13 protein-coding genes and 1 pseudogene are annotated in these 15,293 nt (G+C 34.2%); 4 read left to right on the forward strand and 10 right to left on the reverse strand.

Going from position 1 to position 15,293, the window contains the following annotated elements:
- The 4 genes from CN601_RS26285 to CN601_RS28240 all read right to left on the reverse strand — a co-directional run.
- The coding region (locus tag CN601_RS26285) for a S8 family serine peptidase (protein WP_179865712.1) at positions 1-1,314 on the reverse strand (1,314 nt) is incomplete at its 3' end.
- Positions 1,315-1,790: 476 nt separating this feature from the next.
- Positions 1,791-1,967: a transposase gene (locus tag CN601_RS28235; protein WP_373605015.1), complete on the reverse strand. Its 177-nt coding sequence runs from the start codon at positions 1,965-1,967 to the stop codon at positions 1,791-1,793.
- Positions 1,968-2,383: 416 nt separating this feature from the next.
- The gene (locus CN601_RS27955; protein WP_098172842.1) at positions 2,384-5,908 is read right to left on the reverse strand and encodes a S8 family serine peptidase; all 3,525 of its coding nucleotides are present in this window, start codon (positions 5,906-5,908) and stop codon (positions 2,384-2,386) included.
- Positions 5,909-6,706: 798 nt separating this feature from the next.
- Positions 6,707-6,913: a methyltransferase domain-containing protein gene (locus tag CN601_RS28240; RefSeq protein ID WP_098172843.1), complete on the reverse strand. Its 207-nt coding sequence runs from the start codon at positions 6,911-6,913 to the stop codon at positions 6,707-6,709.
- 253 nt (positions 6,914-7,166) lie between these two features.
- On the opposite strand from CN601_RS28240, the gene CN601_RS26305 reads away from it, so the two are divergent.
- From CN601_RS26305 to CN601_RS28245, 4 genes are all read left to right on the forward strand, one after another.
- Positions 7,167-8,633, forward strand: a complete 1,467-nt coding sequence (locus CN601_RS26305) for a spore germination protein (protein WP_098172844.1) — start codon at positions 7,167-7,169, stop codon at positions 8,631-8,633.
- Between the two features lie 118 nt (positions 8,634-8,751).
- Positions 8,752-9,081: a transposase gene (locus CN601_RS26310; protein WP_098172845.1), complete on the forward strand. Its 330-nt coding sequence runs from the start codon at positions 8,752-8,754 to the stop codon at positions 9,079-9,081.
- Positions 9,082-9,125: 44 nt separating this feature from the next.
- A complete protein-coding gene (locus tag CN601_RS26315) occupies positions 9,126-9,515 on the forward strand; it encodes an IS3 family transposase (protein WP_098172846.1) in 390 nt (129 codons plus the stop codon).
- Positions 9,516-9,522: 7 nt separating this feature from the next.
- Positions 9,523-9,945 carry an IS3 family transposase gene (locus tag CN601_RS28245; RefSeq protein WP_373605016.1) on the forward strand — a complete coding sequence of 141 codons (423 nt, stop codon included), beginning with the start codon at positions 9,523-9,525 and terminating at the stop codon, positions 9,943-9,945.
- A gap of 160 nt (positions 9,946-10,105) precedes the next feature.
- Here CN601_RS28245 and CN601_RS26325 read toward each other — a convergent pair whose 3' ends face one another.
- The 6 genes and pseudogenes from CN601_RS26325 to CN601_RS26350 all read right to left on the reverse strand — a co-directional run bounded on the left by CN601_RS26325 (position 10,106) and on the right by CN601_RS26350 (position 14,588).
- Positions 10,106-10,816 carry a DUF421 domain-containing protein gene (locus CN601_RS26325; RefSeq protein WP_098172848.1) on the reverse strand — a complete coding sequence of 237 codons (711 nt, stop codon included), beginning with the start codon at positions 10,814-10,816 and terminating at the stop codon, positions 10,106-10,108.
- Positions 10,817-11,328: 512 nt separating this feature from the next.
- A pseudogene (locus CN601_RS26330) lies at positions 11,329-11,886 on the reverse strand (cupin domain-containing protein); the annotation flags it as partial.
- 819 nt (positions 11,887-12,705) lie between these two features.
- Positions 12,706-13,107: an arsenate reductase (thioredoxin) gene (gene arsC, locus CN601_RS26335; RefSeq protein ID WP_098172849.1), complete on the reverse strand. Its 402-nt coding sequence runs from the start codon at positions 13,105-13,107 to the stop codon at positions 12,706-12,708.
- Between the two features lie 13 nt (positions 13,108-13,120).
- Entirely contained in the window at positions 13,121-13,762 is a 642-nt protein-coding gene (locus CN601_RS26340; protein WP_098172850.1) for an aquaporin, read from the reverse strand.
- 57 nt (positions 13,763-13,819) lie between these two features.
- Positions 13,820-14,215, reverse strand: a complete 396-nt coding sequence (locus CN601_RS26345; protein WP_098172851.1) for an ArsI/CadI family heavy metal resistance metalloenzyme — start codon at positions 14,213-14,215, stop codon at positions 13,820-13,822.
- 55 nt (positions 14,216-14,270) lie between these two features.
- Positions 14,271-14,588 (reverse strand): ArsR/SmtB family transcription factor, encoded by a 318-nt coding sequence (locus CN601_RS26350; protein ID WP_098172853.1) that lies wholly within the window; start codon positions 14,586-14,588, stop codon positions 14,271-14,273.
- Positions 14,589-15,293 lie beyond the last annotated feature (705 nt).

The raw sequence follows: 15,293 nt of genomic DNA on the forward strand, positions 1-15,293 counted from the left end.
TAAATCAGCTTGTACATTTGTTGTTCCATGCAAAATTCCTTTAGATGTGGTGATCTCAGTTTTTGTATCATTTGCTCCAACTGTAATCGCTAATGCAGATGCTCCTGGTGAGCCAACTGTGTACATTCCATCGCCAGCATTTCCTGCTGCAACTACTGCTGTAACGCCCGAAAGTACTGCGTTGTTAAGTGCAAGGCTTTCAATATTCTCAGGATCATTCGAATTACTACCAAGCGATAAATTGATAACATCCATGCCATCCGCTATAGATTTATCAATTCCACCTAATACATTTTCAGTTGAACCAGAGCCATATTGTCCCAAAACACGATAAACATAAAGGTCAGCATCTGGTGCTACACCTGTTACTGCATAATCTGTATTATTTTTACCACGGCCAGCAATGATACCAGATACATGTGTACCATGTTCTGTATAAAACGTTGCACCTGTGCTTGGATCTTTTTCTATTAAACCAGATTTTTTCCAATCGTCGTATGTAGTCTCCATCGGATCGGCATCATTATCGACAAAATCCCAGCCTTTCACTGAGCTTGGACTAATTGACTTCGGATCAACACCAGGTTGTGCACGATAACCTTTATATGCGTCCGTTAAATCAGGATGGTTGTAATCAATTCCTGTATCGATTACCCCTACCTTAATTCCTTTACCTGTAATACCCTCTTCATGTAGTTTATTGACGCCAGGAAATACTTCAGTTGCTACTTTTTTAGTGTCGCTTGAACCTTCTTGAATAGTAGGTGGCTCAACTTTAATCATATTATTTGGCCAAACAGCTTTAACAGCTTTTGATTGTAATAATGATTTTACTTTGTTTGCTGGCAGCTCGATTGAAACACCATTAAGTGAACTTTTATATGTACGTTTAATCTTGAACAATTTATTATCTTCTTTTAAATCATCCTTATAGATTGTTTGTAAATCACTTTTAAATGTATCTTGTGCTGCGTTTGCTTTTTGTTCAGCTTCTGAAAGTGATAAACTATTTCCATTTGCTGCTTCTTCTAAAACTGCTACTTTTGCTGGTTGATCTTTAAATTCAACAATTACTGATAGTTTATCTGAACTCTCTAAATCTACCGAAGATGGTAACTGAAGTCCTTCCTCACTACTCACTTGTAATTGTCTAAGTGCCTGGCGTTGTTCTGGTGTAAGTTTTGCAAGTACTTGCTCAATTGAATCTGTATTTGTTGCCTTTGCAATTGATTGGTGATCTTTAATCGGTATCGAACTGAATAATACTCCTGTACTAAGAGCGAATATTGCAGTTCCTTTAATAACACGTTTCATCCTACTATCTCCCTCTTGTCTATAATCTTTTTATAATTTGATTATAAGGGGTGTTGATGATATTTACTTTTTTAAAAATTCTGTCAAATAAACAATAAGTTATCGATAAATCTCGACAAAAAAAGAGCTTTTTATTAGGTCTTAACAAAAGTACTACTATTTTTACTGATGTTTAAGTATTCACTTAACATTTGAATATATTTCTCATCCAACTGAATTGTTAAATATAGTCGGTAATGCCAAATTGATAATAGACATTTTTAAGATTTTTCAAGTATTCCTGCATCCTTTTCTCTCTTGCAATATCAATTAATTTATTTAGTCCATCACTATAAAGTTCTTTCTCACATTTTTTTAAAGTGCTGATGAGTAGCAATAATCTAAGTACATATGTTATTTAAATAAATTTGAACTTGTTTCCATTTCTGTAATTTCTTTTTCATGACTCTTTGAAAACTAAATACTTCTATTCTTATTTATTTAGAATGGAGAATCACAGACTTAATAAACCTATTTGAGACCAAGCCTGCATAAAACATTAGTTGTCTTGGGTTTGAAGAACGAGAAAATTGACCAATTTCCGCAACAAGAGTGACAGCTGTTACTTCAGCTATACCTTTTAAGAAATTATTTAATGATAAACAAATTAAGATCTTATCTGATAATAAATATGTTAAATCAGTTAGCGAGAAAGGTATTACGTATACAGATGAATTCAAACGCTTTATCGCTGAAAAAGAAAATGGTAATAAATCTCACTTATAGCTCCATGGCTTTCTGTATAGGCTCTCTTGTCGTATATTAGTAATAAGGGAGTCTCTTTTTCAAAATCTGTGAAATTTGTTTGTAGTAATTCAAATTATACACGATTTTAAGGAGTTCCTATTTTTCTATGCTTTTTAAAGCCTCGCTGTACAAGATCCCGCAATTATGAAATCGATTCAAGTAGTTTAATTATAAAAATATTTATCAAACATAGAAACATAGAAAAAAAGCTATCGAAATCCTATTTTTTAGGAAAGATAGCTTTTTAGTTAATCGAATTGAACTATTTAAGGACGTTTTACAGTTATTGTTTTACCGTTACCGTTTTAGTCGTTGTTGTAATTTTGAAACCGTCTTTTGTAACGATATCAGCTGAGATATAGTACGTTCCATTTGGAAGGTCCGTTTCAGGTAACCACATTGCTTTTAGTGTATGTTCATTTTTCACATCCCACGAATCAATCAGTTTCCCATTTGCATCTTTAACATTGATCGTCCAGTCTACTCTGTTATGTGCCCAGCTTACAATTTTTGCTGGATTCTTTTCGTTAACATTTGTAGACGGAGAAACACCTATTGTTTGAATGACCATACTTTGAGTATTGTAGCTTTGATCTCCCCACGGAGTCCAAGATATATTTCCTGCATAATCAAGGGCCAAAATAACAATACCTTTCGGTTCTGTAGGAACAAGGACAGATTTTTGCTCAAGTCCTAATACGTAAGATTTTCCATTAACATAAACAACTGCAGAATTAAAGTCACTTGCATTATCTGACGCATTGAAGGAAACTTCATATTTTCCGTCCTTTGGCGTAACTTTAATATCTGAAACTTTCGGAGCGATAGAATCTACTAACATTGGCATTTTAACAGTCTGTGGTTTAGCGTTTGGATAATCCAATGTTGTTTTGATTACGTAATTGTATAAACCGTCAGGAACATAATTTCCAGACTGGTCTTTCATATCCCATTGATATAAGTTTGTTCCATAATCACCGACCATCATAATGTTTTTACTAAATTTCCATGGTTGCCCATTTCCATTATATTCACTATAGTCACCTAAATATTTAAGTTGTTTTCCAGATGAATCTTCAATAGACATTTCAGCTTTTGCTAAATTACGTAAGGCCTGCATTGAACCATAAATACCAACATCTACATAGTTTGGCGAGTAAGCAATATGGTTAAGATCGAAACTATGTCCATTGAATCCTAAAGGAGATCCTTCTGAATCATCATTCCAAAGTGCCGTATATCCGACAAATGCATCTTTTTCCCAAGCCGGAGCATCGATATTTCGAGGCTCATCCCATTTTCCATAGAAACCCATATAAGGAATGGATAATGGTACAGCAGAATCACTATCCTCTCCTGTTGGTACAAGGCGTACAAAACCTTCAACAAACTCATTTTTCTTTAATGTTCTTGGCAGTCTAATTTCTACATTCAGGTTTTTCTTTTGGCCTGTTTTAATTTTTAATGTTGCGCCATCCACATCAGTTAATTTTTCTCCATTTACATAGATGGAAGCACCTTCAATACGTTTACTTTTTAAAGATAAGTAATCTTTTGTATCTAAAGCTCCATCGTTATCTAAGTCAAATTGTTTCGTTTCAATCCCGTCCGTTAATAAATCTACATTAACAGTGTACTCGTATTCTTTTTTCGTTTTATTTATCTCAAGTGATTCTACATTTAAATTGAAGATCGCTCTGTCGTTTTTAATTTCTTTTAAAGCAACTGCTCCCGCTTGCTCAAGAGGTGTATTTTTTCTTGTCACAATAACAGGTGTTTGAATTGCATTTTGAATTTGCATTAAACCGGATCCTTGTATACGAGGAGAATATGGAATCGCATTGTTAGTTTTAGGATCCATTACGACTTTAGCTGTATTCATTAACGCAATCTTTGCTTTTAAAACTGTATCTTCTGAATGTGTTAAACCTTTTTGATAAAGTGACTGCAATAACAATGCTGAACCGCCTGCAACATGTGGAGTTGCCATGGATGTACCGCTCATCACTTCATAATCATTTCCTGGTATAGTAGAATAAATATTTCCTCCAGGAGCTGAAATTTCCGGTTTAAAATCTAATGTTGGCGTAGTACCCATTGATGAGAAATAGGACATCGTGTCTTTAGATGGATTGTCTACCCAATAATCGCCTACATTTTTCATAGTTATATATTGCCCGCTTGGCATACTATTCATTTTGTTTAATAATGTTTCACCAATAGCTTTACTTGTTGAAGCCGTTGGTGTTGCAACTGGCGTTGCAGGAAGAGGAGCATAATCATAATTTATAGATCCTGTAGGTGGTATCATAATAATAGCCTTAGCCCCTGCACTCTTTGCTGTAAATTGAATGCTTGAAACAGTACTATACCAATTTAGTAATTTAACAACGGCAATGTAGCCAGTTTTGCCTTTAGGGTAATCCGTAGCCTTCACACCTTCGCCTACGTAAACGAGATCATAGTTTGTATCAGGTAATAGATTCTTAGAAACTTTAAAATTATAAGATGGTGCAAATTGATCTTGGTCTTTGAATGGTATCGATAGACCATTTCCATCTGATATTGCATTCATATGAATTTTAGTATTTTCATAGGAAGCCACTGATAAAGCAAAGGGACTTACACCTGGTGAACCAACAGTCCCAATATCAGGATCTTCTGCAAATGGTTTTAAAGAAGGTTTAGAGAGATTATTATAAGTACTGTATCCTGCATTTCCAGCTGCTACAACAACAAGTGTCCCACGTTCTGTCGCCAATCGAATCTCTTTTTGAATCGGATCATAATCTTCATCTACAGTACCTGCATCTGTACCTAAACTCATGTTAATAACATCTGCACCCATTGTGACAGCATGCTCCATACCTGCAATAATGTCATCTTCCATAGCGCCGCCGCCTTTATCTGAAAATACCTTTTCAGCTAAAAGTTGAACACCTGGTGCAATACCAGCAACTCCACCCTTCGTTTCGTCACCGTTTGCTCCAACTATTCCAGAAACGTGTGTACCGTGCGGACTACCAGTTGCACCTGGAATAACATCTGTATCATTGTCTGCCCAGTCGTACCCCGTTGGAACTTTATCAGAATACCATTTTTCATTTACGCTTGTCTCTGCAAATTTTTGTTGAATATTATTTTGATTCCACTTTTCTTTTGCTTTGGCTTCATCAGATAATGTCAAATCTTTATGCGTATAATCAATCCCTGAATCAACAACCCCTACAAGTAATCCTTCGCCTTTATAACCGTATTGTTCCCATACCTTTTGAGCTTGTACTAATTCCTTACTTGCTGCCATCGATTCCGTGTATGTTCTAGCAATATGAACATGTTTCACCCCAGGAATAGATTGGATATCTTTCATATTTTTATATTGAGTTTCAACACTGAATCCGTTAAACCCTTGATAATAGCGATGCTTTAATTTGACAGAATCATTGGATTTAGATTTTTTTTCTTTTGAGATCTGTTCGATTACGTTGTCCTGCTTTTGTTTAAATGAAGCTATTTTACTTTCAGGTGTTGTTTGTACATTTTTTGCCGGTTGATCAACCTCTACAATTAAATGAACAAGGTCATCTGGTTTAAAGCTTTTTATTTGATTATCTTTTTTAACATCTTTATAAATTGGTTTTACTTGCTCTGTTGCGACATTATGCTGAACTAATACTGGTGCAGCTTGATCTGTTGGTTCACTTGGATTGTCAATACTTTCAGCGAAAACTGTAAGAGATGTAAATAATAATGAGGTTAAAGCTGCAGTGCTCATTACCTTAAAAGGATTAATTTTACTTTTCTTCATTAAGATAGCCCCTTTTTCTATTTTTTTTATTAAATAAAACTTTGAGCATTAAACCACTAAGTTTTTATTTTCTACTATCAATCTAGTAATGGTGTTTGAGAGATTAATGGTTATTTATTTAGAATAGTCAGAAAAATATTTCTATTTCACATTTTACAGCTAAAGAACTTTGTTGTGTATTGGGGTAATAAGGAAGTATTTACCTAACAAATTTCGACTCTATTTTATCTAGTTCTGTCGAATATTTATTTAAATTTAAAAAATATACAGATTTTTTAGTGTTTTCACTCGAAAAATGTATTATTTTATGCCCGAAACAATTAAACTAAAAAAAATTGCTCGCTAAATTTGGGGGAATTTGTAATATATTAAAAGAATTCAATAAATTATTTCTAGCAATCTACTTTTAAAAGAATAATATTAAGCCATTCTACTAAAACTAACAAAACCACCTGCCCTATCAATATCCTCCTGAAATCTTCATTTAGGGAAATTTTTTTGTGTGTTGGTGCATGTTCTTATTAAGTTGTTTATAGAAAAATATTGACATTCTATTAGCTGGTTTAGTTGAATAAGAAAAACTTCCGAGACAAAAATTGCTATTTATAACCTATAACCGCGGATATATGGAATTGTCTGGAGATAAATCCATTCAATGTTTTTCATTAATAAATCTTCTTTCTCCATAATCCGATTTAGCTGTTGTTCCACCATACTTTTCACATCGCTCCATGTCTCATCTTTGCCATCGCACAGAGTAATAATTAAATTCCCATTAGGTTTTAAAATCCTATATATCTAGATTGTTTCAGGTAAGTTGTCCCAAAAACATATTGAATGAATGCAAAATACTTTATTAAATTCTTCATCTTGAAAGGGCAAATTTTTCACGTTTTCTTGTACTATCCTTGCTCTACCAGTGTTGATTGCTTTTCTATTTCGTATTGTTGCTGTTCGAACAACAGTTGGAGAAACATCCAACCCTACTACCTGTCTGCTGTTGATTGTTCAAGTAGAAGTTTCATCGCGTAACCAGCACCACATCCTAATTCTAATATTTTTTCGTCATAAAGATTTTCCAATAGCTCATAAAAGATGCTACGCAATTGTTAATTGTAATAATGTATTAATAATTTGCTTTTTCTGCGCCTACATGAGTTTATTCTCTTACCACTTTCATTATATGTATGTCAATCTCACCTTTGGTCAAACTAATAATTGGTAATTAGTTTTATTGAGTGACTAGAGGTGAAAGAGAATGAACGATCATGATCCGGTTAATTTTACAATAAGTCTTCATAAAAATATTGAAACAATTAAAGAACAATTGCACCATACAGCTGAATTAGTTGTCCGGACGATTCGTATCGGTGAAAGCAAATACAATGTAGCACTCATCTATCTAGATGAACTCGTTAATGCAGATGTGATTCGTGACTTTATCATTACTCCATTATTCTTATTTAAGGGTATGAAAAAAAGCGATACAAGACCATTTATCGACCACTTAGCCTCTGAACATATTCGAGCTTCTTCCGTTGAAATGGTTTCATCGTTCGAGGATGCACTGAACGGAATTGTCCGAGGTCGAACCCTGATCTTAGTCGAGGGATATGACGGTGGAATCATCGCAGAAACGACTCAATGGCAACAACGTTCGGTTGAACAAAGTAGTCGACAACGGTCACCTGGTGGTCCAATGATTGGGCTGTCAGAACAATTAAAAGTGAACTTGAATTTAATTCGTAGTTTTATTAAGTCACCTGATTTAGTTGTGGAAATGAAACAAATAGGAAGATTTGCTAAAACAGATCTTTCAATTGTTTACTTAAACCATAAAGTGGATAAACAAGCATTAGAAAAAGTAAGAACGCGAATCGAAACATTGGATGTCGAATATGTTTTGGAATCAAGAGTTGTTGAAGATGCGTTGGAAGGAAGGAAGAAAACCATTTTCCCCCTTATTTTCAATTCGGAGATGCCAGATATTGTAGCTGCTGCTTTATATGAAGGACGAATCGCCATCTTAGTTGATGGTACACCACAAGCTTCCATCGTCCCAGCTTTATTCGTTCAGTTTATGGCGCAACCGATTGAATACTACTCAAAAACCGGTAAACTCTCTAATCGATTAATCTTATTCTTTAGTTACTTTATATCTGTCTTCATACCAGGAATTTACATTGCAGTCGCTAACTTTCACAAAGATTGGATTCCAGCAAAATATGCTAAAAGATTTTTTAAGGAATCCGAAACCCTCCTCCCATTATTTTTAGAAGTTTTTTTACTGCTGTTAATTTTATATATATTGGGATTAGCATCTTTCCGGATTCAAACCGATTTGATTGTTTTGGCATCTTTGGTGGGTACAATGGTGATTAGCACGACGCTTGTTGATGCCAAACTAGTACATCCTTTTAGTATGATTATTGTAGGGATTTCGTTCCTAACAAATTTTTTATTTCTCACAGGTGGGATGGCTAGTGCCGCTTTATCATTACGCATTTTGTTTTTAATCATAGGTAGTTTTTTTGGTTTAACGGCGATGGGAATCGGATTAATCTTGTTGATATTTTATATGGCTCTATTACGCTCGGTTGGTGTTCCGTACTTAGCGCCGATCATTCCGTTTCGACCACAAGAGTTCAAAGATGTCTTTTATCGTGGCGATACAAAGAAACTGATTAACAGTGAACACAAGTATCCTCATGATGATACAGAGTAATACATAGTAACCTAGGTTATGATTACCAACAAAAAAGGGATCTCAATTTGTTATTATCCCCTTACAGTAGACAGTCAAAAGAAAGGATTGTACTGTCGACTATGGAGGGGATTTTTTTATGGGGAAAATAAGAAAAACTTATTCTAAAGAAATTAAGGTGAAAGCTATTGATTTGTATTTTGAGAAAGATATGGGGATTAAATCAATAGCTAAAGAACTAGGTATAGGATTTGCAACTATTCAAAGATGGATAACACACTACAAACGAGAAGGAATCCAAGGTTTAGAAGAAAAAAGAGGAACATCAGACAGCCTACTTAGAAGAAAAGCCAAACGAGTTGATGAAAGTGACACTGAAAAAATCAATAGATTAGAAGCAGAGAATGCCTTTTTAAAAAAGCTATTAGCTGAGAAAAGGGGGCTGTTAAAAGAAGAGAAAAATCGTTAGAATACAGAAAAATTCATGAGCTAAAAAACCAATTTCCTATCATCATGTTATGTAAAATAGCTAGTGTTTCAAAGAGTGGATATTATAAATGGCTAAAACGTAAAAATAACCCTTCAAATAAGGTGTTAGAAGATCAGTCTATTGTATCTAAAATCATTAAATGCCAACAAGATCCTGATATAAATTGGAGTTTTGGTTACCCAAGGATTAAAACGTGGCTAAAAAAAACGTATGGATTGATCGTTAATCATAAAAGACTCTATCGTTTAATGAAAAAGAATGGGATTCAAGTAAAGATAAGAAAAAAGAAGTGGAAATATTTTGGTCGTAAAGAATTAAATGTGGTTTCAGAAAACAAATTAAACAGAGAATTTTCAGCCACTCGCCCAAATGAAAAATGGGTAACTGATATAACTTGTTTACAATTTAATTAGAAAGAAAATCTATTTATCTGCCATATTAGACCTATATAACAATGAAGTTGTTTCATACAAGATAAGTGATAGAAATGATTTAAAACTGGTAGCTGATACTTTAAAATCAGCCATAAAAAAAAGAGACGTAAAAGGACTCCTACTACATAGCGATCAAGGATTCCAATACACCTCAATAAGATATAACCAACTATTATCAAGATACGATATAAAAGGAAGTATGTCCAGAAAAGGAAATTGTTTGGATAATGCTTGTATAGAGAGTTTTTTTAGCCATTTTAAAACTGAATGTTTTTACCGATATCGATTCAAAACTTCAAAAGAAGTAATAGTAGCAGTTAAAAAATACATGAAATATTATAATAATAAACGATTTCAAAAGAAATTAAGCAACCTTAGCCCTACTGAATATAGGGTTATGGCTGCTTAATTAGCGTTCCTTTTATTTATTGTCTACTTGACAGGGATAAGACCAAGTAGGCTTTTCTGTTTACAATAATCTAATTCCTCTTTCGCAAACATTAAAAATCTAAATCATCTTTTTAGTTTGAGAAAGTGTCCAATATATTTTCAAAGGTATTTAAAAAAGCTCATTCTTGGTCCATTGGAGAAGTAATATTATCTTTATATGTGTCAACGTAGATATTTCCATTAGCTGCAAGCACAGCATACGCAACGTCCTTAGTTTGAATGTTGCGTTTTTTTAGTTCACGTTGTAACTTTAACTCCGTCTGATTGTTTTGCCTTAGGTTTTCTGTCATAATTTCTCCATCCATGATCAGCTCGATAGGGAGCTTACATTCTGGTGTAGTCGGTATATTTAAATCTTGTTTTGTTACATTACGATATTGGGGTTTTTGTAAAACAGATACTCTACCATTTGTTTCAACAACGACGTAAAGAACTTCCTCTATGTTAAAGATACTTTTTTCTCTTAATTGTTGATTTAAATAGTCTAGAGAATAACGCATTTTTCTCATATTGGCTTCCAAAATCTTTCCATTTTCAACAATTACTGTTGGATTTCCAGCAAATAAATTTCTTCCAATTCGACTTTTCATGGAAATATAGCTAACAATTATAATGATTGATACTAAAATTGTAAAAGCGATGACTGAATGATGGATTTTTATATTTAAATTAAATGCTAAATTGGCAATAATACCTCCAATAGAAATGGCACCTATAAAATCAAAGGTATTCATTTCAGCAATAATTTGTTTTCCTAAAATTTTGGCACCAATAAACAAAATCAAAAATGCTAGCATTGTTCTCATGATAATCTCATAATGTTGCGGCATAAACAGTTATCCCCTTTTAAATCAATTAATTAAATTGTAGTAATCAATATAGGATTAATATGTATCATTGAAAAGGAATTTATTATTATCAATAGTCTAAAATCATTTATGTAATTGAATAAACTCTTGTAAAGAGTACTAATTTTCCCCCAACAAGAAAACAAAAAATTAATAAAAGGGGTTCAGACAATCTGACAAACCCCTTAACATTTTGCAAATATTTCTTTTAACTATATGCATTTACTCTAATTCTACATTTTTTTGCTTTGCTGAAGAAGTTTAGATTCTCCTGTACGTTCCCATTCTTCTACTGTTTCAAATGCTTTTTCAGGAGAATATCCTTTCCCTACAAGAACTCCCATTAGAATAAATTCTTGAAGAATGTGTGTAGCATTTATTCCTCTTTTAACGTCCTCTAACCCTTTATTTACCAAATATTCGGTGTACTTAATCCATTCATCTGGATTTTTGCCAGAAACAATTGTTTTTTCGTTGGCATGACCACTACTTCTTTCCGCAGCCATTGCATCTGCTTTTGTTACATGAACAGTCCCAAAAGGATGGTTAGGCGGAGCATATATTGAGTAAAGTTTTAGCGGAATATTACCTGTATTAATTACATTGTGCCATGTTCCAGCTGGTACCATTATTGCAGAATCATCATTGATATTACTTTTAAAATTTAACTTATCTTTACTTTTTCCCATTTGAACAATCCCCTGCCCTTGTTCAACACGTAAGAATTGGTCAACGTTAGGGTGTATTTCCAAGCCGATATCTTCGCCAACATTGAGACTCATTAAGGTAACTTGCAAATGAGTTCCTGTCCATAATGCGGTACGGAACGTATTGTTTTGCTTAGTTGCTTCATTAATATTAACGGCAAACGGTTCTGCTCCATAATCTTTTAACAAAATGCGGAAATCATCATTGTAAGAGCGAAAAGAACCAAACCTGTTTGCATATTCTACCCCAACAGGAAAAGTCCAGTAAACAGGCTGTCTATCATAGTAATTCATTGGTACATTAACATAATAAGGATATTGATATGGATAATGATATGGATACATATTTGGTACGTTATACATTTTTCTCAATCCCTTCACAGCTTATAAAAATATCCTATGCACTATGTTAGGTGAATGTACTTTTAACAGCTCTTGATCTTCGATTAAGGCAAGCGTTTATTCAATACGACACATTATTATTTTCCTTGTCAACGCTTCATTGGAAGTAAGCCCTCCACGTTATCAGCTTACAACGTTGAATTATATCTATTATAGAATGAACTTAGGCGCTTCCTTTAAGCCTGTTAGCATTCATACGCCTGTAACGTATCATGGATTTTCATATTAGTTAGTTTTACTCACCCACATCTAACCTCACAATTTGGTGATATACACATTTCTATGTATCGCAGTTATAGACCCGTACATTCAGAAGTTCGTCAGCTTAACCTTTTACTTTTAGGTTTATTCGCATTCTCACCATATTCATTCAACTCAAGCATCATGATTTACACCACCCCTGCGGGTAGGCTTTCGTCAGCCAAAACTGTTACGGTAAATTCTCACGCCTTTTCGCCGAGCTTATAACACTATCATTCTTACTAAATTAAGTGCTATTCGACTAAGAGAGAACCCTTCAGGGCGTTACCCCATCATTTGATTATTCGATATAACCCTTCAGTTCCGAGAGGAACTGCCTAGCCTTTACCTGAGTATTGTGACCAATCTCAATTTAAGCTAGGAACATTTCGCACAACTAAACTGCCAGATAGTAAAATAGGAGCCGATCATCGTTCATCGGCTCCAGCGTGTTATTTAACTATCGCATTCGTTAGTTGCTTAAGGAAAACAAAGAACCTTCTATGATAGAAGGTTCTTTTGTTATTCTCCAGTTTCAGCAAACTGTTTAATTCGAAGTCCAATTTGGTCGCGAACTCTTTGGAATACTTCCCATTCTTGACCTGCTGGATCATCAAATCCCCAATGAACACGTTTCACATGTGGTGGTGTAACTGGACATACATCATTCGCATGACCACATAAAGTCACAACTAAATCTGCATTGTTTAAGATGTCATTGTCGATTACATCTGATGTTTGATTGCGAATATTGATTCCAACTTCATCCATTGCTTTAATTGCGTTCGGATTCACACCATGTGCTTCGATTCCAGCTGATAAGACGTTCCATTCTTTTCCTAAATGTTTTTTCCCCCATGCTTCTGCCATTTGGCTTCGGCAAGAGTTTCCTGTGCATAAGAAGTAAATTGTTTTGTTAGCCATATTATATTCTCCTTTAGTTTTCGTGAAATATTCGATAAATTATTGCTGCACAACTTGCTCCTAATATGGTTGCTATAATATAAATCCATATATAGTGTGTTGCACCGGATAGAATTGCTGGACCAATCGAACGTGCAGGATTCATAGATGCCCCACAAATCGGACCTGCAAACATGGCTTCCAGTCCCACCGTTGCACCAATTGCGACTCCTGCAAAGGATTTAATAGCTTTTCCATGGATCGCTGATCCCAAAATCACCATCATTAAGAAAAAAGTCAGAATAAATTCTAACAGAAATGATTGTTCCCAGGAACCTCTTGGTAGAGTAGCTCCTAATGAAGCCACGTTCCCAAATAAACCAAATAACGTTGTACTCGCAGCCGTGGCCGCAAGTAATTGAATCAAAATGTAACTGGATGCTTCTCGCTTCGTTACATCACCATGAATGAAAAAACCAATCGTCACAGCAGGATTGAAATGGGCACCAGATACGTGCCCGAAGGTATAAATCAATGCCATGACGACAAGACCGAACGTGAAAGCAATCCCTACATGCGTTAAACTGTTCGTTAACGCATTAATGACAATAGCACCTGTTCCAGCAAATACTAAAAAATATGTTCCTAAAAATTCTGCGATTAATTTCTTTCTCAAGCTTATACCCCTAGTTGAAATGACTTTTTAACAACATTGATTCGTTGAAGAAGTAGTTTAAACACAGCAGCTTTCCCTGTGGACTTCACTATCTGCCTTTGTATAGAAGAATTCCCACTCATTTCCGTCTGGATCCGTTACCCAAAACTTATCTTGAACTGCATAACAACATGTTGTATCCATTTCTTCACGTGCAAAGAAACCTTCTTTTTCTAGTCTTTCCTTATGAGCTAAAATTTCTTCAGCCGTTTCAACTTGGAAACCAAAGTGATTTACTTGATTACCCGCAACTTGATCACGAACGTTTAGTGTGAAATTAAGACCTGGATTTTCTAACAGGAATTTCGCATACCCTTCTTTCACTTTAACGGGTGCCAAACCAAATACTTTTTGATAAAAAGCGATTGATGCCTCTAAATTTGTTACGTTAACCCCTACATGAACATATTTCATATAGAATTCCTCCTTTTTTTTAATCAAAAAAATTTGATTTAATGATTAAAAAAAATTAACAACAATTACTGTTACGTTTACCGTTATCTGATTTTCGGAAAATACAACAAAGCTCTTCTGATAGCAAGTTGTTAACTTCTGTGTCGTTCAAGTCATAATAGCTCCATGTACCTTTCGTTTCTTTTACAATGAGCCCTGCATCCAGTAAGATTTTCAAATGATACGAAAGCTTAGACTGTGTCATATCAAACGCTTCCGTTAAATCACATACACATGTACTTCCTCTTTGACAAAGCTCATACATGATTTCTAGACGCTTCTGATCAGCTAACGCTTTAAATTTCTGCTCATATTTCTGGAGCTGTTGTGTCATCTCAGTCATATGCTTTCTCCTTAATCAAATTTTATTGATGAATTAAGTATATGTTAATTTACCAAATAAATGCAATATATTAATCAAAAAAAATTGATTTATTTTAAAAATTCTTATACAACTAATCTGCCATTTTGTTGAATAAAAAAGCGATCTTCTATTGAAGAATCGCATCAGTTAGTTCGATAACAATCTTATAAAACCGATAAAAATAGTACTCCCTGTCATGATGAAAAGATTTAATCTAAGTTTTCCTTTTTCCTGTAAACCCAATGCGAAAAGCATTATTCCCAATAAGAAAAGTTAATATGGCATCAAGGTCCAAAATCGGTTAGTAAAAAATCCATAAACTTGCAGAGTGATTGCAATTAAAAGCAATAAAGTACTAAACTTTTTAACCAATTTCTTACCTCCTATACTAAAGCACGGTAGTTTTTGGACAAATTAACCTACCTACTATTATATGTATAATTGACGTGATTCTAATTTTGCATAAATACATCATCTCAAATATTTTTTGTTTCACATTAAATAAAAAAATCGACTATACAGCCGATTATGTTGTTCAACTAATGCGCTCGTTAGTTGAATAACTTTTTAATTTAATCAACAAAAGGGACTGTATACGCTCGTCATTGCCAACAGTACAAACAATATCAAAATAAATAGTAAACCGTCCGAAGTGGCATCTCAGTCAACTTCTTC

It is taken from the genome of Bacillus sp. AFS017336, from assembly GCF_002555445.1.
Lineage (GTDB): Bacteria > Bacillota > Bacilli > Bacillales > Bacillaceae_G > Gottfriedia.

What these genes read in the sequence shown, in the direction of transcription:
- CN601_RS27955 (WP_098172842.1), bottom strand. Translation starts at nt 5,908, where the DNA reads ATGAAGAAAAGTAAAATTAATCCTTTTAAGGTAATGAGCACTGCAGCT.
- CN601_RS26305 (WP_098172844.1), top strand. Translation starts at nt 7,167, where the DNA reads ATGAACGATCATGATCCGGTTAATTTTACAATAAGTCTTCATAAAAAT.
- CN601_RS26310 (WP_098172845.1), top strand. Translation starts at nt 8,752, where the DNA reads ATGGGGAAAATAAGAAAAACTTATTCTAAAGAAATTAAGGTGAAAGCT.
- CN601_RS26315 (WP_098172846.1), top strand. Translation starts at nt 9,126, where the DNA reads ATGTTATGTAAAATAGCTAGTGTTTCAAAGAGTGGATATTATAAATGG.
- CN601_RS26325 (WP_098172848.1), bottom strand. Translation starts at nt 10,816, where the DNA reads ATGCCGCAACATTATGAGATTATCATGAGAACAATGCTAGCATTTTTG.
- arsC (WP_098172849.1), bottom strand. Translation starts at nt 13,107, where the DNA reads ATGGCTAACAAAACAATTTACTTCTTATGCACAGGAAACTCTTGCCGA.
- CN601_RS26345 (WP_098172851.1), bottom strand. Translation starts at nt 14,215, where the DNA reads ATGAAATATGTTCATGTAGGGGTTAACGTAACAAATTTAGAGGCATCA.
- CN601_RS26350 (WP_098172853.1), bottom strand. Translation starts at nt 14,588, where the DNA reads ATGACACAACAGCTCCAGAAATATGAGCAGAAATTTAAAGCGTTAGCT.